This is a genomic window from Paraburkholderia madseniana (genome assembly GCF_009690905.1).
Lineage (GTDB): Bacteria > Pseudomonadota > Gammaproteobacteria > Burkholderiales > Burkholderiaceae > Paraburkholderia > Paraburkholderia madseniana.
In genome coordinates, this window is sequence record NZ_VOSW01000009.1 from 60,677 (window position 1) to 81,178 (window position 20,502).

The 20,502-nt window shown below is 61.6% G+C and carries 22 protein-coding genes; 11 read left to right on the forward strand and 11 right to left on the reverse strand.

Annotation, left to right across the window (positions count from 1 at the left end):
- The first annotated feature begins 205 nt into the window (after nucleotides 1-205).
- Together FSO04_RS06815 and FSO04_RS06820 are read left to right on the forward strand one after the other, a co-directional pair.
- Nucleotides 206-1,957: an ABC transporter permease gene (locus tag FSO04_RS06815; protein ID WP_154558957.1), complete on the forward strand. Its 1,752-nt coding sequence runs from the start codon at nucleotides 206-208 to the stop codon at nucleotides 1,955-1,957.
- Between the two features lie 19 nt (nucleotides 1,958-1,976).
- Nucleotides 1,977-3,323: an ABC transporter ATP-binding protein gene (locus FSO04_RS06820; RefSeq protein ID WP_093643836.1), complete on the forward strand. Its 1,347-nt coding sequence runs from the start codon at nucleotides 1,977-1,979 to the stop codon at nucleotides 3,321-3,323.
- 61 nt (nucleotides 3,324-3,384) lie between these two features.
- Here the strand turns inward: FSO04_RS06820 and FSO04_RS06825 are convergent, their stop codons facing one another.
- The 3 genes from FSO04_RS06825 to FSO04_RS06835 all read right to left on the reverse strand — a co-directional run bounded on the left by FSO04_RS06825 (nucleotide 3,385) and on the right by FSO04_RS06835 (nucleotide 6,051).
- Nucleotides 3,385-3,993: a hypothetical protein gene (locus tag FSO04_RS06825; protein ID WP_233464762.1), complete on the reverse strand. Its 609-nt coding sequence runs from the start codon at nucleotides 3,991-3,993 to the stop codon at nucleotides 3,385-3,387.
- A gap of 8 nt (nucleotides 3,994-4,001) precedes the next feature.
- Nucleotides 4,002-4,598, reverse strand: a complete 597-nt coding sequence (locus FSO04_RS06830) for a hypothetical protein (RefSeq protein ID WP_171925004.1) — start codon at nucleotides 4,596-4,598, stop codon at nucleotides 4,002-4,004.
- 391 nt (nucleotides 4,599-4,989) lie between these two features.
- Entirely contained in the window at nucleotides 4,990-6,051 is a 1,062-nt protein-coding gene (locus FSO04_RS06835) for a sigma-54 interaction domain-containing protein (RefSeq protein ID WP_154558958.1), read from the reverse strand.
- A gap of 470 nt (nucleotides 6,052-6,521) precedes the next feature.
- On the opposite strand from FSO04_RS06835, the gene FSO04_RS06840 reads away from it, so the two are divergent.
- From FSO04_RS06840 to otsA, 5 genes are all read left to right on the forward strand, one after another.
- Nucleotides 6,522-6,800 carry a hypothetical protein gene (locus FSO04_RS06840; protein WP_154558959.1) on the forward strand — a complete coding sequence of 93 codons (279 nt, stop codon included), beginning with the start codon at nucleotides 6,522-6,524 and terminating at the stop codon, nucleotides 6,798-6,800.
- A gap of 314 nt (nucleotides 6,801-7,114) precedes the next feature.
- The gene (locus tag FSO04_RS06845; protein WP_154558960.1) at nucleotides 7,115-8,515 is read left to right on the forward strand and encodes a sigma-54-dependent transcriptional regulator; all 1,401 of its coding nucleotides are present in this window, start codon (nucleotides 7,115-7,117) and stop codon (nucleotides 8,513-8,515) included.
- A gap of 376 nt (nucleotides 8,516-8,891) precedes the next feature.
- On the forward strand, nucleotides 8,892-9,116 hold the full coding sequence (locus FSO04_RS47410) for a hypothetical protein (protein ID WP_166618154.1): 225 nt from the start codon (nucleotides 8,892-8,894) through the stop codon (nucleotides 9,114-9,116).
- Nucleotides 9,117-9,269: 153 nt separating this feature from the next.
- Entirely contained in the window at nucleotides 9,270-9,479 is a 210-nt protein-coding gene (locus tag FSO04_RS06850) for a hypothetical protein (protein WP_154558961.1), read from the forward strand.
- A gap of 211 nt (nucleotides 9,480-9,690) precedes the next feature.
- Nucleotides 9,691-11,121 (forward strand): alpha,alpha-trehalose-phosphate synthase (UDP-forming), encoded by a 1,431-nt coding sequence (gene otsA / locus FSO04_RS06855; RefSeq protein ID WP_154558962.1) that lies wholly within the window; start codon nucleotides 9,691-9,693, stop codon nucleotides 11,119-11,121.
- A gap of 46 nt (nucleotides 11,122-11,167) precedes the next feature.
- Here the strand turns inward: otsA and FSO04_RS06860 are convergent, their stop codons facing one another.
- From FSO04_RS06860 to FSO04_RS06875, 5 genes are all read right to left on the reverse strand, one after another.
- Nucleotides 11,168-12,610, reverse strand: coding sequence for an MFS transporter (locus FSO04_RS06860; protein WP_154558963.1), 1,443 nt, complete (start codon nucleotides 12,608-12,610; stop codon nucleotides 11,168-11,170).
- 138 nt (nucleotides 12,611-12,748) lie between these two features.
- Nucleotides 12,749-13,252 (reverse strand): YbhB/YbcL family Raf kinase inhibitor-like protein, encoded by a 504-nt coding sequence (locus FSO04_RS06865; RefSeq protein ID WP_154558964.1) that lies wholly within the window; start codon nucleotides 13,250-13,252, stop codon nucleotides 12,749-12,751.
- A 195-nt stretch (nucleotides 13,253-13,447) separates the two neighbouring features.
- Nucleotides 13,448-13,894: a very short patch repair endonuclease gene (locus FSO04_RS46870; RefSeq protein ID WP_171925005.1), complete on the reverse strand. Its 447-nt coding sequence runs from the start codon at nucleotides 13,892-13,894 to the stop codon at nucleotides 13,448-13,450.
- A gap of 30 nt (nucleotides 13,895-13,924) precedes the next feature.
- On the reverse strand, nucleotides 13,925-15,208 hold the full coding sequence (gene dcm, locus FSO04_RS46875; RefSeq protein WP_171925006.1) for a DNA (cytosine-5-)-methyltransferase: 1,284 nt from the start codon (nucleotides 15,206-15,208) through the stop codon (nucleotides 13,925-13,927).
- A 276-nt stretch (nucleotides 15,209-15,484) separates the two neighbouring features.
- Nucleotides 15,485-15,808, reverse strand: a complete 324-nt coding sequence (locus tag FSO04_RS06875) for a hypothetical protein (protein WP_154558965.1) — start codon at nucleotides 15,806-15,808, stop codon at nucleotides 15,485-15,487.
- Between the two features lie 177 nt (nucleotides 15,809-15,985).
- Here FSO04_RS06875 and FSO04_RS06880 point away from each other — a divergent pair, with 177 nt between their 5' ends.
- The 3 genes from FSO04_RS06880 to FSO04_RS06890 all read left to right on the forward strand — a co-directional run bounded on the left by FSO04_RS06880 (nucleotide 15,986) and on the right by FSO04_RS06890 (nucleotide 17,564).
- Nucleotides 15,986-16,177 carry a CsbD family protein gene (locus tag FSO04_RS06880; protein WP_154558966.1) on the forward strand — a complete coding sequence of 64 codons (192 nt, stop codon included), beginning with the start codon at nucleotides 15,986-15,988 and terminating at the stop codon, nucleotides 16,175-16,177.
- Nucleotides 16,178-16,404: 227 nt separating this feature from the next.
- Nucleotides 16,405-16,626, forward strand: coding sequence for a hypothetical protein (locus FSO04_RS06885; RefSeq protein ID WP_154558967.1), 222 nt, complete (start codon nucleotides 16,405-16,407; stop codon nucleotides 16,624-16,626).
- 230 nt (nucleotides 16,627-16,856) lie between these two features.
- Nucleotides 16,857-17,564, forward strand: a complete 708-nt coding sequence (locus tag FSO04_RS06890) for a glutathione S-transferase N-terminal domain-containing protein (protein ID WP_154558968.1) — start codon at nucleotides 16,857-16,859, stop codon at nucleotides 17,562-17,564.
- A gap of 48 nt (nucleotides 17,565-17,612) precedes the next feature.
- On the opposite strand, the gene FSO04_RS06895 is transcribed toward FSO04_RS06890, so the two are convergent.
- The 3 genes from FSO04_RS06895 to FSO04_RS06905 all read right to left on the reverse strand — a co-directional run bounded on the left by FSO04_RS06895 (nucleotide 17,613) and on the right by FSO04_RS06905 (nucleotide 19,438).
- Nucleotides 17,613-17,822, reverse strand: coding sequence for a hypothetical protein (locus tag FSO04_RS06895; protein ID WP_154558969.1), 210 nt, complete (start codon nucleotides 17,820-17,822; stop codon nucleotides 17,613-17,615).
- A 250-nt stretch (nucleotides 17,823-18,072) separates the two neighbouring features.
- The gene (locus tag FSO04_RS06900; RefSeq protein WP_154558970.1) at nucleotides 18,073-18,456 is read right to left on the reverse strand and encodes a VOC family protein; all 384 of its coding nucleotides are present in this window, start codon (nucleotides 18,454-18,456) and stop codon (nucleotides 18,073-18,075) included.
- 196 nt (nucleotides 18,457-18,652) lie between these two features.
- Nucleotides 18,653-19,438: an SDR family NAD(P)-dependent oxidoreductase gene (locus tag FSO04_RS06905; RefSeq protein ID WP_154558971.1), complete on the reverse strand. Its 786-nt coding sequence runs from the start codon at nucleotides 19,436-19,438 to the stop codon at nucleotides 18,653-18,655.
- A 93-nt stretch (nucleotides 19,439-19,531) separates the two neighbouring features.
- Here FSO04_RS06905 and FSO04_RS06910 point away from each other — a divergent pair, with 93 nt between their 5' ends.
- Nucleotides 19,532-20,401 carry a LysR family transcriptional regulator gene (locus tag FSO04_RS06910; protein ID WP_154558972.1) on the forward strand — a complete coding sequence of 290 codons (870 nt, stop codon included), beginning with the start codon at nucleotides 19,532-19,534 and terminating at the stop codon, nucleotides 20,399-20,401.
- Nucleotides 20,402-20,502 lie beyond the last annotated feature (101 nt).

Below are 20,502 nucleotides of genomic sequence, written 5' to 3' on the forward strand. Positions count from 1 at the left end.
CCGGCTTGACGGTTGCGGTCCCGGGCGGGCTTGCCCACGGACCTGTCCGTCACCGGTCCACGTGTCTCCAACGCTAACGATTTACCGCGCACATGCGTTTTGCCATGCCTGATTTCCGCTGCCTGGACCGATCTACAGACTGCCGCGCCGAAGCCGCGGCCCCCTGCGTGCGTTTGAATACCTGTATGAATAGGGAGAGCGTCTGATGGATTTCAGCTTCAACCTGAAGCGCACCGCCAATGCCTCGGCATGGCGGGTGTTACCCAATCGCTGGGACTTCGTCGCCTTTCCGCTGATCATCTGCATCATTGCGATGGCGGCGATCGGCTTTCACGAGACGCTGGCGCCGATGTCGACGCTCAAGACTCAGGCGATCTCGCTCGACGCGTCGAATCTGCCCGAGTACGCCATGCGCACCACGCTGCGCATGCTGGCGGCGATGGTCGCCTCGCTGACCTTCACGCTGGTGTACGGCACTCTGGCTGCCAAGAGCCGCCGCGCGGGCATGGTGCTGGTGCCGATTCTCGACATCCTGCAGTCGGTGCCGGTGCTTGGCTACATTTCGTTTACGGTCACGTTCTTCCTCGCGCTGTTCCCGGGCCGCGTGCTCGGCGCCGAGCTGGCGGCGATCTTCGCGATCTTCACGAGCCAGGCGTGGAATATGACGTTCAGCTTCTACCAGTCGCTGCGCACGGTGCCGCGCGATCTGGACGAAGTGTCGCGCGGCTTTCATCTGACTTCATGGCAGCGCTTCTGGAAACTCGAAGTGCCGTTCTCGATGCCGGGCCTCATCTGGAACATGATGATGTCGATGTCGGGCGGCTGGTTTTTCGTGGTCGCGTCCGAAGCCATCACAGTCGGCAACAATACGATCACCCTGCCGGGGATCGGCGCTTATCTCGCGCAGGCGATTTCCGACAAGAATCTGCACGCAATCGGCTGGGTGATCCTTGCCATGACGGTCGTGATTCTTGCGTACGACCAGTTCATGTTCCGCCCGTTGGTTGCGTGGGCCGATAAATTCCGCATGGAAACCACCAGCTCAGGCAATGCGCCGGAATCGTGGCTGCTCGACCTGATCCGCCGCACCCATCTGATTCACCGTCTGCTGGTGCCGCTCGGCTGGATGTTCGCCAAGGCCGCGCGCGTCAACTTCACGTTGCCTGCGTTTGGCGGCCCGCGTTTCCAGATTCCGCAGCGCGAGAAGACTTCGCGCATCGGCGACATTGTCTGGGCGGCCGTGGTGTTGCTCGCCACGGTCTATGTGGTGTACCGCGTGATCGCGTACGTGCGAACCGGCGTGTCGCTCGACGAAGTCTGGCACGTGCTCGTACTGGGGCTGATTACGCTGCTGCGGGTGGTGGTGCTGATCGCGATCGCTTCGGTGATCTGGGTGCCGATCGGCGTGCTGATCGGCCTGCGGCCGGCGCTGGCCGAGAAGGTGCAGCCGATTGCGCAGTTCCTCGCCGCGTTCCCGGCGAACCTGCTGTTCCCGGTGTTCGTCATCGCCATCGTGCGCTTTCATCTGAACCCGGACATCTGGCTGTCGCCGCTGATCGTGCTCGGCACACAGTGGTATATCCTGTTCAACGTGATTGCCGGTGCGAGTTCGTATCCGAACGACTACCGGGAAGCGGCCAAGAACTTCCATATTCGCGGCTGGCAATGGTGGCGTCAGGCGATGCTGCCGGGCATTTTCCCTTATTACGTGACTGGCGCGATCACCGCGTCGGGCGGCGCGTGGAACGCCAGCATCGTCGCGGAATTCGTTCAGTGGGGCGACACCAAGGTTGCCGCGCATGGCTTGGGCGCTTACATCGCGCAGACCACCGCAGCAGGCGACTATCCGAAGATCATTGTGGGCATCGCCGTGATGTCCCTGTTCGTGACCCTGTTCAACCGCCTGCTGTGGCGTCCGATGTTCGCCTACGCTGAAGCGAAGCTCCGGCTAGATTGAGAATTAAAGGCTAAACGCGATGCAAAATCCTAAAGCTGCTATGACCGCCGCGCCGATCCAGACCCCGCCGATGCCGCCGCGCCTCGGTGAAGAGATCCTGCGCGTCAAGGACGTGTGCCGCGGGTTCAACAAGTCGCAGGGCGAGCTGCTCGTCCTCGACGACGCGAATCTGTCGTTGCGCGAAGGGGAGATCGTCGGGTTGCTGGGCCGATCGGGCTCGGGTAAATCGACGCTGTTGCGCATCATCGCCGGTCTGATCGAGCCGACCGACGGCGAAGTCACGTATATGGGCAAGCCGCTCGACGGCCCGGCCAAGGGTGTGGCGATGGTGTTCCAGACCTTCGCGCTGTTCCCGTGGCTGACCGTGCTGCAAAACGTGGAAGCGGGACTCGAAGCACAAGGCGTCGGCGCGAGTGATCGCCGTACGCGCGCGCTGGCGGCGATCGACCTGATCGGTCTCGACGGTTTCGAAAACGCGTATCCGCGCGAGTTGTCGGGCGGCATGCGTCAGCGCGTCGGCTTTGCGCGCGCGCTGGTGGTCGACCCCACACTGCTTCTCATGGACGAGCCGTTCTCCGCGCTCGACGTGCTGACCGCCGAAACGCTGCGTACCGACCTGCTCGACCTGTGGACGCAAGGCCGCATGCCGATCAAGGCCGTGCTGATCGTCACGCACAACATCGAGGAAGCGGTGTTCATGTGCGACCGGATTCTGGTGCTGTCGTCGAATCCGGGCCGTGTGATCGCCGAGATCAAGGTGCCGTTCAAGCATCCGCGTAACCGTCTGGACCCGGCGTTTCGCCGGCTGGTCGACGACATTTACGCGAAGATGACCGCGCGTCAGACTGACGAAAAGACCAAGAAGGGCCTCGAGCTGCATAGCTGGCTGCCGCACGTGTCGACCAACCTGATGGCCGGTCTGATCGAAACGCTGGCCGCCGCACCGTACCACGGCCGTGCCGACATGCCGGAAATCGCCCGTTCGCTGCACCTTGAGGTGGACGATCTGTTCCCGGTCGCCGAAGTGCTGCAGCACTTGGGCTTTGCCGACATCCGCGAAGGGGATATTTTCCTGACGCCGCCGGCGCGCGTGTTCTCCGAGTTCGGCACCCAGGAGCGGAAGATGATGTTCGCGGAACATCTGCTGCGCCACGTGCCGCTCGCCGCGCGAATCAAGAAGGTGTTGAACGAACGGCCGGGGCATCGTGCGCCGCGCGTGCGTTTCGAGCAGGAGCTGGAGGATTTTCTGTCGGACAGCGCCGCGGAAGAGACGCTCGACGCAGTGATCAACTGGGGCCGTTATGGCGAGATCTTCTCGTACAACGACCAGACGGAAATTTTCAGTCTGGAAGACGTGGAGTCTTAAACCCGGTTGAGTCGATTAAGACGCTTCAGGCAAAAAACGGCAGGGGAGACCCTGCCGTTTTTTATTGCAGAGCGCCCCAGCGCTCGACTGCCGGTTCCGCCGACGCCCACTTCCAGCCCTTGTCCTGCCGGCACGCGCTCGCCGTGTACCAGTCTTCGTGCGCGTTCGGGCCGTCGCCGTCCTGAACCGAGAACACGAAATCCTTGCACAGCGCGAGCGCCGAGCTGAACGCGCGCGTCACGCGCACCTGGCCGTGGCCGTTCTCGATCGGCAGCGTGTGCTTGACCGCCCAGGGCCGCGTCTCGCCGACCGGCATGGCACCCGCCAGCGCGGCGATCAAGTTCTGCTGATCGGTGTGCATGGTGCGCATGTAGCGGCCGACAGCTTCGTCGGTCGCGGCCTGCACGGCGATGCCGACGCCGATGCCGACTGCCGGGTTGGAGGTCACGAGGCCTGACGCGACACCGGCCGCGGCACCGCTCGCCGCGCCGACGGACGAGCAGCCGCTCGTCAGCAGACTGGCGCCGACGCAGATCGCACCGGCCAGCACGAGCCGCAGCCGGTTGCCGGAGAGCGCCGCCGCAGGCGTGCGTGGAACCAGCGCGGTACGCGCGTCATCGACGAGCGCTGGCTCAGACAGTGCGTGTTCATTCCAGGGGCGTGGAAGCATCAGCGCCTTCATTGCAGCGCGCCCCAGCGTTCGGTAGCGGGTTCGGCCGACGCCCATTTCCAGTTGTCGCCGTCGCGGCAGATCGACGCGACGTAGAACGCGCTGCTCGCCGGCACATTCTTGGTGGCGGTCTGATCGACCGAGAAGACGATTTCCTTGCAGTCGAGTGCGCCGGCGCTGATCGTGCGGCTCACGGTGACGCGGCCGTGTTCGTCGTCTTCGATCGGCACGGAGTGAGTCACGCTCCACGGTGCGATTGCGCCGACGTCGAGCGGCCCGGCGATTTTGGCGATGCCGTCCTGCGTATTCTTGTGGACCACGCGTTCCGAGTACTGCACGCCGGCGCGGGCCGCGGCCAGCGCGCCGAGACCGATGCCGGTAGCGACTGCCGCATTGCTGGTGACCTTGGCCGCGAGCGCGGCGCCCGCGATACCGGCGCCGGCGGTGGCGCCTTCCGAGTAGAGCGAACTACAGCCGCTCAACGCCGACGTGATCGCCACGGCTAATGCGACGAGCGCAGTTGTATTCGGACGTCCACATGTTGCCGCTTTGGACGCGTTGGCTGTTCGCTTTGCCCATTCGACCCACACCATACTTTTTTGCATTTCCCTGTCTCTGCTCCTGCAAGTGCCTTTCGCACACGGACCGTTCACACATGTGTTTCGCGTGTGCCGACGGTGCGTGAGCGAAAGGCACGTCTTCCTTATCGTTGCGCCGTGCGCTGCCGCATTTTGCAGGATGCCATTTGTAATTGGCAGTGGGAAAGTGCAAGCAATTGCAAAAGATGGTGCGAGTCAAATCGGTTTCTGCTGGGAAGAAGCCGATTTGATTGGTGGTGCGAAGGGATTAATTATGAGATGACAGGTGCGCAAAAAGTGCCGTTGCAGCAGAGAGGGGCCTGCACAGCACGCGCACAGGGAGCGCGCAAAAAGCAGACGGCGAGCACACAGAAAACACCTGCTCACGCGAACGAACCGCTTGAGCGCCTGGCACGGCTTATTGCTCGGTTTCTTCGTCCGAGCCTTCGTCACCGCCGTATGCGCTCAGGCGGTTGTAGAGCGTTTTCAGACTCACGCCGAGTGCTTTGGCAGCCCGCCGTTTGTCGCCGCCGCAATACTTGAGCGTGCCGAGAATGATCTGCTTTTGCGCATCGGCGAGCGGTGTGCCGATCCACACGCTCATTGCATCGCCCTGCGTCACGGGCTTTTTCACGCGCGATGCGAGATGCGGATGTGGCAGCTCGACCGTCTTCTCCGCGAGAATGAACGCCCGATACACCGCGTTCTTCAACTCGCGCACGTTGCCCGGCCACGACCAGGTTCGCAGTGTTTCGATCGACCGTTTGCTAAAACTCTTGCTCGTGCTTTCCTGCTGATTCAGCAAGGCGAGGAAGTGTTGCGCGAGCAGTTCGCGATCGTTTTCACGCTCGCGCAAGGGCGGCGCGCGCAACGGGAAAACCGCGAGCCGGTACATCAGGTCTTCACGCAGACCGTTTTCCTTCACCGCTACCGCGGGGTCGCGATTCGTCGCTGCGATCACGCGTACGTCACCACTAATCAATTCGTTGCCGCCGACCCGAAAAAACGTGCCGGTCTCGAGCGCGCGCAAGAGCTTGACCTGGCGCACCGGCGCCATTTCAGTGATTTCGTCGAGAAACAGCGTGCCGCCGTTCGCATGTTCGAAGTAGCCGACGCGGGCCTGGACCGCGCCGGTGAAGCTGCCTTTTTCGTGGCCGAACAATTCGGCTTCGATGAGTTCGTCCGGAATCGCACCGCAGTTCACGGCGACGAACGGTGCGTCCTTGCGGCTGCTTTGATCGTGAATCGTGCGGGCGATCAGTTCCTTGCCCGTGCCGGATTCGCCGATGATCAGCGCGGTCGCGTCGGTGCTGGCGACGCGTTCGATCTGTTCGTACAGATCGAGCATCACCGGCGACGAGCCATATAGCAGCCCGTACGATTTCAGTCCCGCGATGCCGTCCGCGACGCGCTGCTTCGCCTGTGCCGAAGCATTGCCGCCGGCGGAGACGGTGGGCGAGTCCAGCGAGATTGACGCCATAAACGGGGAGTCCTGTGCAAATGGGGGAGCGGTGTTGCGGCGCGCAGGCCTTGGGGCAAGACGGACCCGTGCGGCCACTATCTCACAGAAATTTGATTTAACCACTTTGACGCCGCTTCCGGCAATCCATGTGACGGTCGGCGAAATAGGCCGGTGCACGCCCGGTCAGAAGTGCCTGAGCCCGTACCGGCATAGAATGAGAGTGGTGAATTTACCGGGCACGACGTTTGCGCCGTGGACTCGACATACGTGTGTTTTTGGGCGGCTCTGCTCAAAGCGCGTCAGCGGCGGACGCGGTTCTTCAATGGGCCGCTCGTGCCGGAAACAGGACGCGAAGCGCTACGTGTGGCGCAACCGTGGCGCTCGATCGGTATGCCGCGGGCGGCCGGCTTCCGGCTTGGCGCTCTCGGCGCTCACTAACGCGCAGTGCGCGACGCCGATCCGCTTGACGATAGCAAGGAGAGTTCACGATGGCACGACCTAAAATTGGCATCTTCGGCGCGCTGGTGGCCCTCGGTGGGTTTCTGGCTGTGCGCCATATGCAGCGGAACCGTGCCGCGCAGGCTCAGGCGGCGCGTGAACTGAGCCGCTGGGAAGACGAGGGCGGCACGGTAGCGACGTCGGCTGCGCCGTCCGGCAGCGTGAGCGCGGCGAGGACTGGTCCGTCTACGCCTGACACCGCGCATGGCGCAAACGGCTCGGCACATCCGAACCGCCAGGGCGACGCATGGCCGTTTCCGCGTGGCTGAGGGCCACGATGTTGACCTTGCGTGCGCCGCTGCGCCGGCGTGCCGCTTCGACAAGCGGCACCTGGCACGCGTTTCAAATTTGTCTCGATAAAGCCGTATAATAGATAAATAGACAACAATGCCGCGCAATGACGGGTGGTTTTCTCGCTGATTGTTGCGATATTGAATCAAGTCAGGGGTTCGGCACTGTCGCGGAACGTTAGCGTGTGCTCACATCAGAACGTGCACGCGGCGCACCGGCAAGCTGCTGAACGGCTTCCCACTATGCGGTTTAGCATGTTCCCCCATTCACGCTTTCGGGCTTTCGAGACGCGATGCCACACGTACTGATTGTCGATGACGATGCCGGTACCCGCGAGGCGCTTTCCGCCATCATCGGGGAAGACGGTTTGACTACCGCTACTGCGGGCGATTTGCGCGAAGCGCGCATTCAACTGGTCCGGCAGATGCCGGACGTCGTCTTTACCGACCTGAAGCTGCCCGACGGCAGTGGAGTCGATCTGTTTGAAGATCTTGATCCGCGCTCCGGTGTGGAGGTGATCGTGATTACCGGCCACGCCACGGTGGAGTCGGCGGTCAACGCGTTGAAGATGGGCGCCACCGACTACCTGGTGAAGCCGATCAACATGCAGCGCGTGAAGGCGATCCTTTCGCGCTTGCCGCGCGCCGGCGACCTGAAGGCGGAAATCGGCACGTTGCGCGGCGAGTTGCGCCGCATGGGCCGCTTTGGTTTGATGCTCGGCAACTCGCCGGCTATGCAGGAGGTTTACGACCAGATCGGCCGCGTTGCGCCGACGGCGGCCTCCGTCATGCTGATGGGCGAGTCAGGCACCGGCAAGGAAGTCGCCGCCCAGACGCTGCACCAGCTCAGCTTGCGCCGTAAGCATGCGTTCCTCGCAGTGAACTGCGGTGCGATCTCGCCGAACCTGATCGAATCGGAAATGTTCGGGCACGAGCGCGGTTCGTTCACCGGTGCGGATCGCCAGCACAAGGGCTATTTCGAACGTGCGAACGGCGGCACGCTGTTCCTCGACGAAATCACCGAAATGCCGATCGAGTTGCAGGTGAAGTTGCTGCGGGTGCTGGAAACCGGCATGTTCATGCGGGTTGGTACGACCAAGGAAATCGAAACGGATGTGCGGCTGATTGCGGCGACTAATCGGGATCCTGAGCAGGCGGTGCTGGAAGGCAAGTTGCGGCTCGATTTGTACCACCGTCTGAACGTGTTTCCGATCAGTCTGCCGCCGCTGCGCGATCGGGGTAAGGATGTTGATTTGCTCGCGCAGGCGTTTCTTGATGAACTCAACGAGCGGCACAGCACGAAGAAGCATTTTCCGGCTGCAGTGAAGGATATGTTGATGTCGTATCCGTGGCCGGGCAATGTGCGCGAGCTGAAGAACTATGTGCAGCGGGCGCACATTATGTCGGGGACTGATTCGGATAGTACGGCTACCGTGCCGTTGCAGATTACCTTGTCGAAGCCTGCGGCTGGTACGGCGATTACGATTCCGTTTGGGACTTCGCTTGCTGAGGCGGACCGGCAGTTGATTCTGGCTACGCTTGAGCAATGTGGTGGCGTCAAGACGCGGGCTGCTGAGATTCTTGGGATTAGTTTGAAGACGCTTTATAACCGGCTTGTTGAGTATGGGAATGATGCGCGGGATGAGGGGGAGGTTGCGGATGAATCGCGAGTTGTCGGGGGCGCTGGCGCTTGAGGTTTTTGCCTGTTCGGCGCTTATTGTCAGTGTTCTTAGGGTGTTGGCCTTTCCTTGAATTGGTAGTGGTCTATTAGTGTTGCCCCTGTGCGGGGCGGCACTTACTTTCTTTGCCGCCGCAAAGAAAGATAAGCAAAGAAAGCGGCTCAAACCGCTCCTGCTAAGTGGGCACCGTGGTTTGCTTAGGGTAGTGGTGCATCTGGAATCTGGGTTCGTGCACCGGCATGCGCTTGTGACACGGGCGTCATTCTTCCGGCGGCGCTGCGCGCGCCGAAGCGTAGGTCTTCGAACCATCCGTCGGTTTTTTTCCTCCCTTTAATTCGGCATGGGGCTTGCTGCGGTTCGATGGAACGCAGGAACAACCGAGGTAACCGATATGCCGGAATACGCCGCCGCTTCCCCGCTCCCCCTCCCGATGCACGCTCATCGTCCTGAGCCCAACGAGCCGCCGAATCCTGGTGAGCCCGACACCGTTCCAAGTCCGACTCCGGACCCCATCGAACCGGTTGCGCCGCCGATCGGCGATCCGCCGTCGCAGCCCACGCAAACGCCACAAGCCAGTCGGTGTCCGCCGTTGCTAGCCTCCAGCATGCAACTCTGACATGTTCTGTGCGCTGCACCACAGTCCAACGCAGCGAATTTATGTACTTGTTACAAAGCCGGCGCATCTTTTACCGGCAATTTACCGTCGTGAACCCTACACTGAATTGACGCCGCTCACGATGGCGGCGGGCTTCCCCCGGAGGCATCAATCATGAGACATCCAGCACTGCGACGTTCCGCGCGCCACTCGAAACGCGACTCCCGGCCAGGCAGCAAGAGCGCCCCGCCGGAGTCGCCGGACCCGGCCGCGCAGAACCGCGTCGCGCCCGATGCGCCGCCAGACGGCGAGCACAACCAGGGCGGCGTGCGTCGGGAAGGGCTGGAGTACCAGCGCGATCTCGGTTCGGAACAGGACGCATGAGCCCGGCTGACGGCCGGTAAGAAGGGTTCCGGTTTCGTCACGCAAAGCAGAAAAAATTTCCTCGCGGTGCTCTGATGCCGCGCGTTTCTGCTCGTTTGTCACATTTACATACATTTTTATTTCCGGCATCTCATAAAACGGCACGCGACTTGCATGCACCTTTTTGGCACATATCCGCATGCAACGAAGCAACTGACTAGGTGGAGCACCAATGAGCAGACTGATCGTGGTATCGAATCGTGTGGCGCCGACCCAGGAAGGCCGCCCCGCAGCAGGTGGCCTCGCGATCGGCGTGCTGGACGCGTTGAAGGAAACCGGCGGAGTCTGGTTCGGCTGGAGTGGTGAAACGGTAAGCGAGCCGTCCGCGCCGGTGATCGAAAAGCAGGGCAATGTGACGTACGCGACGGTGGGCCTCACCAAGCGCGACTATGACCAGTACTATCGCGGCTTTTCCAACACGACACTGTGGCCGACGTTCCACTATCGCAACGACCTGTCGCGCTACGACCGGCAGGAATACGCGGGCTATCAGCGCGTCAACGCGACGCTCGCCAAGCAGCTCAAGGAGCTGCTTAAACCCGACGACATCATCTGGGTGCACGACTATCACCTGCTGCCGTTCGCGCGCTGCCTGCGCGAGCTCGGCGTGAAGAATCCCATCGGCTTCTTCCTGCATATTCCGTTTCCGGTGCCGGAAGTACTCCGTACGATTCCGCCGCACGAAGAATTGGTCAAGGCGATGTGCAGCTACGACGTGGTCGGTTTCCAGACCGAAGCGGATCGCCAGTCGTTCGTCGATTTTATCGAGCGCGGCCAGCACGGCACCTCGAGCGAAGACGGCATGGTGCACGCCTACAACCGCTTCCTGAAAGTGGCCGCGTACCCGATCGGCATCTATCCGGACGCGATCGCCAAGGCCGCCGAGCAGTTCACCGACCGCAAGCCGGTGCGCAGCCTGCGTGACGGCATGCGCGGGCGCAAGCTGATCATGAGCGTCGACCGGCTCGATTATTCGAAGGGTCTGGTGGAGCGCTTCCAGGCATTCGAACGGCTGCTGCTGAATGCTCCGGGGTGGCACGGACGCGTTTCGCTGGTGCAGATCGCGCCGCCGACGCGCGCGGACGTGACAACCTACCAGCGCATTCGTCAGACGCTGGAGGGCGAAGCCGGCCGCATCAATGGCCGTTTCGCGCAACTCGACTGGACGCCGATTCAATACCTGAACCGCAAGTACGAGCGCAATCTGCTGATGGCGCTGTTCCGTCAATCGCAGGTCGGCTATGTGACGCCGCTGCGTGACGGGATGAACCTGGTCGCGAAGGAGTACGTCGCATCGCAGGATCCCGCCGATCCGGGCGTACTCGTGTTGTCGCAATTTGCCGGTGCGGCTGAGCAACTGCCGGGGGCGCTGGTCGTCAATCCATTCGACCTGTCGCAGATGGCCGAGGCGCTGGAGCGTGCGCTGTCGATGCCGCTCGCCGAGCGTCAGGCGCGTCACGCGGACATGATGGCGCCGATGCGCGAGAACAATCTGTCGGTGTGGCGCGATACGTTCCTGGGCGATCTGCGCAACGTTGCGACCGCCTCTTCGGTGACGGCCAAAGCGGTAAAGCTCGCTGACGTGACGGCATCGTCGTCGTAGTCGTATCAACGGCGGCGCGGGCGCCTTCAGGGACCGCGCGTGCCGGTCACGTCGAACTCTTTACCACGCGCATCATGCTGACCACGGCGGCGACCGCTGAAAAGCAGGCCGCCACATACAGCACGATAGTCGGCCCATTTTGCGGCGCGATACCGAAGATCAGCGCGACCAGTGCCGCGCCGAGGGTTTGTCCGGTCAGGCGCGCAGTGCCGAGCATCCCGCTCGCACCGCCGCTGCGCTCTCGCGGCGCGGCGGACAACATGGTCCGATTGTTCGGCGACTGGAAGATCCCGAAGCCTGCGCCGCACAGCGCCATGCGCCACGCGATCTGCATGGGCTCGGGATGCGCGCCGAGGGTGGCGAGCAGCAGCAGGCCCACCGTCATCGCAACGAGTCCGACCCCGCCCAGCCAACCGGACGACACCTTGTCCGACAGCACGCCGGCAATCGGCGCGGCGATGATGATTACCGCCGGCCACGGCGTCATCAGCAAACCGGTTTCTACCTGCGACAAACCCAGCGTGTCCTGCAACAGAAACGGCAACGACACGAAGGCCAGCATCTGCGCGCAGAACGAACACACCGAGGTGCCGATCGACAGGGCGAACACCGGAATTCTCAGCAAATCGATCGGCAGCAGGGGCGCGGGTTGAGTCAATTGACGGCGCACGAAGAAGTAGCCGATCACAACCGCAACGAGCGCCTCAGCGACGACCCAGCCGATGTGCTCGCCGTGACCGAGACCGTCGATTGCAAAGATCAGCAGACCGAACACGAACGCGTTCATCACCGCGCTCAGATAGTCGTACGGAGACTCGTGGCCGGGATTCATCGGCAGCGCCTTGAAGCCGCCGACAATCGCCGCGATCCCGATCGGCACATTGATCGCGAACAACCACGGCCACGAGGCGATGGCGAGCACGCCGGAGGCGACCGTCGGCCCGACCGCGGACGATATCGCAACGACCATCGCGTTGATCGCAACGCCGCGTCCAAGCTGCGTAGGCGGATAGATCATGCGCACGAGCGCCGTGTTCACACTCATGACGCCCGCTGCGCCGAAGCCTTGGACCACGCGGGCGAGCGCGAGCGTCGGCAGCGAAGTGGACAACGCGCAACCGAACGACGCCACCGTGAACAGGATCAGCCCGGCCAGATAGATGCGCCGGTAGCCGATGCGATCGCCAAGTGACGCAAGCGGCAGCAGTGAAATGGTGATGGCGAGTTGGTACGCGTTGACGACCCAGATCGAGCCGGCCGCGCTTGCATGCAGATTGCGCGCGATGGTCGGCAGCGCCACGTTGGCGATCGCGCTATCGAGCACTGCCAGGGTGAGGGCGAGGGCGATAACCAGCATCGCCCAATAGCGTTGCGGAATCGGCAAGCCTTGTTCGGTGCTGTCCGCGAGCGGTGTGCCTGCGGCGAGTGGAGCGGCGGAGGCGGCATCGGCCGGCATCGAACCGTCCTTGCGCGATGGTTGTGCGTGCATCGTTCTTTTGATTTGGAATGGGGCGGCGCATCGATCCTATGATGAGCCACGCGCGCTGCGTGTCGCCCCGAAAAGACAAGACGGCACTCATTGACGATGCCGGCGCTGCGATAGCGTCCCGGCATCGCGTCTCACGCGTTACTTGAGTTCGTACAGACCGGTGTGGGTGGTCGAGTCGAGTTCGTTCAGATGTGTCATGAAGCGCGCGACCGCGTTGGTGGTCTCCGCGTTGATCGGCAGATGCGGCACCTTCAGCGCATGCAGGCGGAATATGTAGCGATGCGTCTTGTCGCCACGCGGCGGCGCCGCGCCACCGAAGCCGACCGTGCCGTAGTCGTTGCGCAACTGCAGCGCACCTTGCGGCAGCAGCGAGCCATCGGTTTTGCCGGCGTTGCGCGGCAGCGATCGGGCATCAGCCGGAATGTTGACGACGACCCAGTGCCAGAAGCCGCTGCCGGTAGGCGCGTCCGGATCGTGAACGGTGAGTGCGAAGCTTTGGGTATCGCCCGGCGGCGCATCCCACTGCAACGCGGGCGAAATATTCTCGCCGTCTACGCCGAAGGCCTTGTCGTGGTATTCGTGGGCTTTCGGCATAAAGCCGTTGGTGGGGAAATCGTCGGACCAGAGACGGAAATCAGCCATCGTGTGCCTCCCTTCTTGGTGGTTCTGGGATGGTCGGAGCGTGCTGTTTTTGCTACCGGCTTGCCATTGAGCTGCCGGCCAGTTGCTGCCTGATTTCTGGAGCATCGGCACGCAAAAAATGCCCCGAGCTAGCCAATCGAGTGTATCACCAGCGGCTCTTGAGTTCCCTCCAACAGGGCAGGCTACAAGCAGCTTTCAGCTACGTTCCTCAAAGCTCGGCGCGTCGCTCTTCAACCACTCGACGAGCCGCTGCAACACGCCCTCGATATCGCGATTCGCGCCACGCAAAGCGCATTCCCATACCACTCCGACGCGCCAGCCGCTGGCGAGCAGCGCCGCGCGAACCTTGTCGTCATTGCTGCGATTGCGGCCGATCTTGTCGCGCCAGAACTCGGGCCGGGTTTGCGGCCATTTGAACAGATGGCAATCGTGACCGTGCCAGAAACAACCGTGCACCAGCACGACGGCGCGATAGCGCGGCAGCACGATATCCGGCCGGCCCGGCAGATCGCGCGCGTCTAAACGGAAGCGAAAGCCCCGGCCATGCAGCAGGCTGCGGATCAGGATCTCCGGCTTCGTATTGCGGCCGCGAATGCCGGACATCATCCGGCTACGCGTTGCGCTGTCGACGATATCGACCATCGTTAGCGTCCGGGTAGCGGATCGGGGCGCTCAGGAATAGAGCGAAAGGGCTTGCTTCGAACCATTGTGCATCTCCTCGGCGAGCAGGGTTTGCACATGCGGCAGCATGATGCGCGCCACTTCCCGCATCACCGGCATGACGACACTGTTGCCGAATTGCCGGTAAGCCTGCGTGTCGCTGACCGGAATCCTGAAGGTATCGGGAAAGCCCATCAGCCGTGCACATTCACGCGGCGTGAGGCGCCGCGGTCGCAACTGCTCGCCTTGATAGACCAGAATCTCCGACCCGTCCTTGTGATAACGCGCGGAGAGTGTGCGCGTGACGCTGTCGGGATAAGCCATGCCGAAGCCGAAGCCATTGCCCGCCGCGCGATGCTTCGCCGCGTAGTTTTGCAGATAGGTCCAGAGATTCGGGGTGAGCGTGTACTTCGGTTGCACGCGTTTGCTCGCGTGGTCGAAGAAACGATCGTGGTCCCACGGCAGCACGGGTTCGCTGCCGTCCGTGCGATGCAAGATCGAGCCGAGGCGCGGCCCGCTTTCCGGCAAACGCAGATCGTCCCAGGAAAACGACGTCTTGCCGCGAAAGCCGACGATGATGATGCGCTCCCGATGCTGCGGCGTGAAATGCTGACCGTCCACCACGCGGTAGTGCACTTCGTAACCGAGCTCGTCGCGCAGGGTCTGCAGGATCACGTCGAAGGTGCGGCCTTTGTCGTGCGAGAGCAGATTTTTCACGTTCTCCAGCAGGAATGCGGCGGGGCGCTTTGCCGCGATGATCCGCGCGACGTCGAAAAACAGCGTGCCTTGCGTCGTACATTCGAAGCCGTGCGGGCGGCCCAGCGCGTTTTTCTTGCTGACGCCGGCAATCGAGAACGGCTGGCACGGAAAGCCGCCGAGCAGCACGTCATGGCTCGGCACTTCTTCGGCGGGAAAGGAGACGATGTCGCCGATCAGCGCGTGGTCGCCGCCGGCAGGGTAGTTCTCGCGATAGGTCTTGGTGGAAAAATCGTTCCACTCGCTCGTGAAGACACAGTCGCCGCCGTGCGCCTCGAAACCCATGCGAATGCCGCCGATGCCGGCAAACAGATCGATGAAGCGGAATTGGGCGTCGCCGGTGCCCGCGCCGGCCTTTGTCCGGCCGCTACTGTGCAGCAGATCGCGCAAGGCCGGTTCGAGCATCGACGGGCACGGTGTTTCGCCTTTTTCCCAGCGACGTACCGTCTTGATGTCCTTACCGACGTGCGCGGCGATTTCGCGTTGAGTGAAGCGGGCGCGCGCCTGTCTGAGCAGGTCGAGCGGTGCGGCGAGGGTCACGGAGGTCCTTGCTGGGAATTTTTGCGGACATTATGACCTAAGGTCGTCCCTTTTTCCTATTTTCACTAAGTGTGAGCAGAAAATTTCCGGTAGTGCAAAGACCTTTTTTGCCTAAATGCGAATGTCACAGTTGGACGTGTAGGCTTACAGCGTGACGCGAAATCCCCGCGTTGCGACGTGTTCAGGCCGCGACAGGGTTCGCGGCCTTTTTTTAGCTGGGAAGAGTAGGGCTGACCGGCGCGGAAGACCGGCCATCAAGACTTGCAGCGCGTCAGATCAGATACGACGGCCGGCGGCGACTTGTAGCGGCTGGAACGGGGCGGCGGTTGCCGCGGCCGGCGCAATCCATACTGGCGGGGGTTCGGTTTCGAACTGGTCCAATTGCAGCAGGAGGCTATCGACCGCGCACAGTTGCGCGTGGGACAGATGGCCGGTGTCGAGCAAATGGTACAGACGCTTGCGCCAGTAGGTAACCGGCAGAATCGGTCCACCCAGATCGCCTTGTAAAGACGGCCGCATCACGCGCCCAATATGCGCGACATCCTGGTCGACCAGCGCCGCGTGGGATGACCCCGTCAGCGTAGTGAGTGTGCGTTCCATATCCCCTCCATGGCACCTTTACGGCCGGCCCCAGCCGGACTTTAGGGCTTTTTTGAAATATTTTTCACGGCTGGCTCCATCGACCAAAACGGGCTGGCGGCGGGCGCGGGCACACCCGTTGCTGAATCGGGATACTGGCGTAATGACGCGCCGGCATTCCAGATATCGGAGCCAAACATGAACAAGGACCAGGTAAAGGGTGTAGGTGAGCAGATCAAGGGCAAGGTTAACGAAGTCGTCGGCAAGGCCACCAACAACCCGGGTAAGGAGCTTAAAGGCGACCTTCAACAAGGCGCCGGCAAGGTGCAAAAGGCCTATGGCGACGCTAAGGAAGACGCCAAGGACAATGCAAAGCGCAACGCGCCGTAATTCGGCTTGCGGTGTCGTTTGACGGGAAAAGGCGCTTCGGCGCCTTTTTTGTTTTGATGAGGCGTGGGTGGGTGCCGGGCTGTGGCTGTCGGACGCCAGGGCTTGGCCGCCGGGCGCGAGGCGCGACGCCGTTTTCGCCTGGGAGTAACCCGGGTTCGGCGCCGCGGACGCTCCGCGCGCTGTGCGCCGCCTTTAGACTTGGCGCATCCAACACGGAGGAGGCGCTTATGATACCCGAAAAAGTGCTTGCGATGTTCGAGCGGCAGTACCTGGAGGGCAAAGCACCCGTCGACCTCGAAACCACCTGTGCGAGTTTCGCCACCTGGCTGGCAGCGACGTGGGACCAACATGATGGCGAGCAGAAGACGCTGTTGCTGACGGTCGGCGCGGCCTTGTGGCGCGAAGGGTATGACCTGCGCGCCGGTACGGCCACCAAGGATTTGTGGTGAGTCTGAGTGCCTTCGTGCGGTTGGGCGGTGGGGAAAAGCGTCGCGTGGCAATGTTCGCGTTGGAGTGATTCGAGGCGACATGCATTGAGGCGCTCACGCACGCGTTGTGCCGAGTCGGTTTATATTTGGCGGTCGCGTGTTCGGGTCTCTCCTTTCGGTCTTCTGGTCGATCGCTGAATCCCGGGCCCCATTTTCAGCCGCAGCTCTCGCACAAGGGTTATACCATCACCATGACCGATCTCTCCACCTTCCCGATCACGAAGAAATGGCCTGCCGAGCATCCGGACCGGATTCAGCTATATTCGCTGCCGACGCCCAATGGCGTGAAGGTGTCGATCATGCTCGAAGAGACTGGTCTGGCCTATGAACCGCACCTCGTGCGCTTCGATACGAACGACCAGATGTCCGCGGCGTTTCTGTCGTTGAATCCGAACAACAAGATTCCGGCGATCATCGATCCGAACGGCCCCGACGGCAAGCCGCTGCCGCTGTTCGAATCCGGCGCGATTCTGATCTACCTGGCGGACAAGGCAGGCAAATTGATTCCGCAGGATGCCACTGGCCGTTATGAAGCGATCCAGTGGGTGATGTTCCAGATGGGCGGCATCGGCCCGATGTTTGGCCAGGTGGGTTTCTTCCACAAGTTCGCCGGCAAGGAATACGAAGACAAACGCCCGCGCGATCGTTATATCGCCGAGTCGAAGCGGCTGCTAGCGGTGCTGGATCAGCAGCTCGAAGGGCGCGACTGGATCCTGGGCGATAAGTACTCAATCGCCGATATCGCGACTTTCCCGTGGGTGCGTAATCTGATCGGGTTCTACGAAGCCGGGGATCTGGTCGGGATGGACGACTTTTCGAATGTGAAGCGGGTGCTGGCGGCGTTCGTTGCGCGTCCGGCGGTGGCAAGGGGATTGGATATTCCGAAGCGGCCTGCGTGATGGGTGAGAGCGGTTTGTGCTGCGATGACTACACTGACCCAAGGTCGATCAAGGCAGCTCGGCCGGGTTGCCACCCATTGCTCGGTACAGATCGCGCACGAACTCCTCGCTGACAACGTCCCACTCGGGTGAGGCATAGAGAACGTCTTCGGGATTCTTCTTGCCCTGTGCGTGGCGCAGTGTGCGCACGGTCAATTCGAGCGCCATCGCTTCTTCATATAGAGGGTGGCCAGGGCGGAGGCGGTCGTCGTTTTCCATGCCTGATTTTCGGCGTCCGCTGGGAATACTTTAGGTGTTGGAGTTCGATGCTTTTTTATATGTTGCATCGATTCCGTGGGTACGATCAGGCGAGTCCGGTTGTCACCGACCGGCTGAAGTCGACCCACAAGGGACCATCGATATTGCCCGGAGCGGCCAGAAATCAGCCATTCAACGTGGAGCGCGCTCGGCCCACCAGTGCCGACACCTGCCACGAAGTGCGGGTGCCATCCAGTTGAACGCCGATCTGCTAGGCACCAATTTGATAAGGGCGGGTCATGACTTCAAGCAAATGACCGTCAAGATCGTCGAAATACACTCCCCGGCCACCGTTGTGCTGATAGGTTTCGCCGGCACGTCGTTTGCCGGGGTCTGCCCAGTACTGAAGACCTCGGTCACGAATACGAGAGAAGACCTCGTCGAATTCCTCTTCACTGATCAGAAATGCGTAGTGCTGACTGGAAATCTCGCTGTCGCTTTCGAAGAAGTCGAGCGAGACGCCATTTGCGAGCTGAACGACCAGCATCTGCCCAAACTCGATAGGGCTCGGCACCTGCAGGATGTCCATGAGGAACCGTGTCGATTTCCGCTTGTCGCGGCACCAGACGATAGTATGGTTTAGCTGTACGCTCATTTTGCGACCCTCACTGGTTGCGACCGAATGTCCGTTCTGGCCAGGAAAGGACTCTTGTCTCGCTATGGATGCAACATAGCCGAAGCCCGATAGCATTCAAGTGAAATCCAACTACGACCGGCGTGACGGCCGGACCTGTACCTCGACGAACTTCCGGAGTGGACGCCAGGCCGCCGGCCGTCCTCCGCGTGATCATTCACGACATGACGCGCCCGCCTGCTACATCCAGGGTCACGCCGGTGATCCAGGATGAGGCCATGGACAGCAGGAAAAGAGTCGCAGCGACGACATCTTCTGGATCACCCAGCCGACCCAGCGGGAAAGCGGGGATCATCTGTCGCTCGTGTTCGTCCGTGATGGCCTGCCGGGTTCGCTCCGTGAGGACCGCCGATGGCGAAACGCAGTTGACCCGGATGCCGTGCCGGCCGACCTCATGCGCCAGATGACGTGTGAGCATGATGACCCCGGCCTTGGCGGCGCCATAGCCAGCGGGTGCGCCGGCGGCAATCCTGCCACCTGCAGACGCCATGTTGACAATGCATCCGGAACCGCGCGCAATCATTGCGGGCAAGAAGCATTTCAAAGTGAAAAATGTAGACGTCAGATTGTTGTCAATACTTGAGCGCCAGTCTTGCTCTGTGATCTGCTCAAACGGCACCGGCCGACCGGTGCCGCCGCCGGCGAATGCCACGACGAAATCAGGTGCGCCAAGTTCAGCGTCGACACGTACCCGCATCTCCTCAACCGAAGACAGTTGGGCACAGTTCGCGGGCGCAGCAATCGCTTTCCCTCCCGCGGCGCGCACGGCGTGCACGGTCGACAGAATCGCCGTTTCGTCGCGACCGTTGACGGCAACTTTCACGCCGTTCTTCGCAAGTGCCAGGCACGTTGCGGCTCCGATTCCACGTGAGCCGCCGGTGACGACGGCAACCTTTCCCTGAAGATCGGGAAACGTGGGGATGACTGACGGTGGTGTGGCCATGGTGGCATGCCTCCTGGTAGCGTTGATCGGACTCTAAAGCGGATGTAGACTAAAAACAAATCATGTGTTTTCGGTCTATACATAAATATTTTTATGTCTCAACTGCTTTACCTTCGAAGCTTTCTCAGCGTCTACCGGCACAACTCGATTTCGAAAGCTGCCGACGCACTCCATCTGACTCAACCCGCTGTGTCGCGACACATCAAGGTTCTGGAAAATCATCTGCAGTGCAAGCTGTTCGAGCGCCTGCCGCGCGGCCTGGCGTCGACACCGGCCGCCACCGAACTGGAGCGCCAGGTGGGACCCCACCTGGACGCGTTGCAAAGAGTCGTAGATTCAGCAGGCAGTAAAAATGCATCGCTGGAGGGCATCATCCATGCAGGATCAACCAGCGGCTTCGCAAAGCTGATCTTCTCTGGCCTCGCGACCCTGCCGCAGTATGGAATCCGTCTCGACTTGCGCTCGGCACCGCCCCCTGTCCTGATGAAGGCTCTGGTCGACGGGGAACTGGATCTTGCCGTGACACCGGCGCGAATTCCTCACAAGGCAGTCGAATACGATCTCCTGTACGAAGGCTCCTTAATACTGGTTTGTGCGCCACGCTGGCGCGAGCGATTGCTCCGGACAGGTGCGCCAGGTGGGGTGCCGCTCATCGAAGTCCAAGGTCCGCTACCTGCGCTGACCAACTACTGGCGCGTGGCATTCGGGCGGAATCCGGACCTCCCCTCGGTCACCGTCCCGGACTATCAGGCAGCGCTCGACGCTGCCGCTGCAGGAACCGGACTGTCAGTCGTTCCCGAGTGCTTGTGCAGCGACATGCTGCAAACGGGTCAGTTGATCGGTCGAAATGCCAGAACCAAGGCTCGAATATCCCTCTACATAGCTCGCGGCAAAGGGAGCGCCGGAGTCGACCGGGTCGATGTGAGTCGTCAACTTCTTCTCGATGCAGCACGGAACTGGTAGCTCAGTAGTTGCACGGTCAATTTTTATCGTTGGACTTATGCAATTACCGTTTCAACTGAGGCGTTCGTCCCGTGCGACGAAGGTCCTATCGTTGCAAAGTC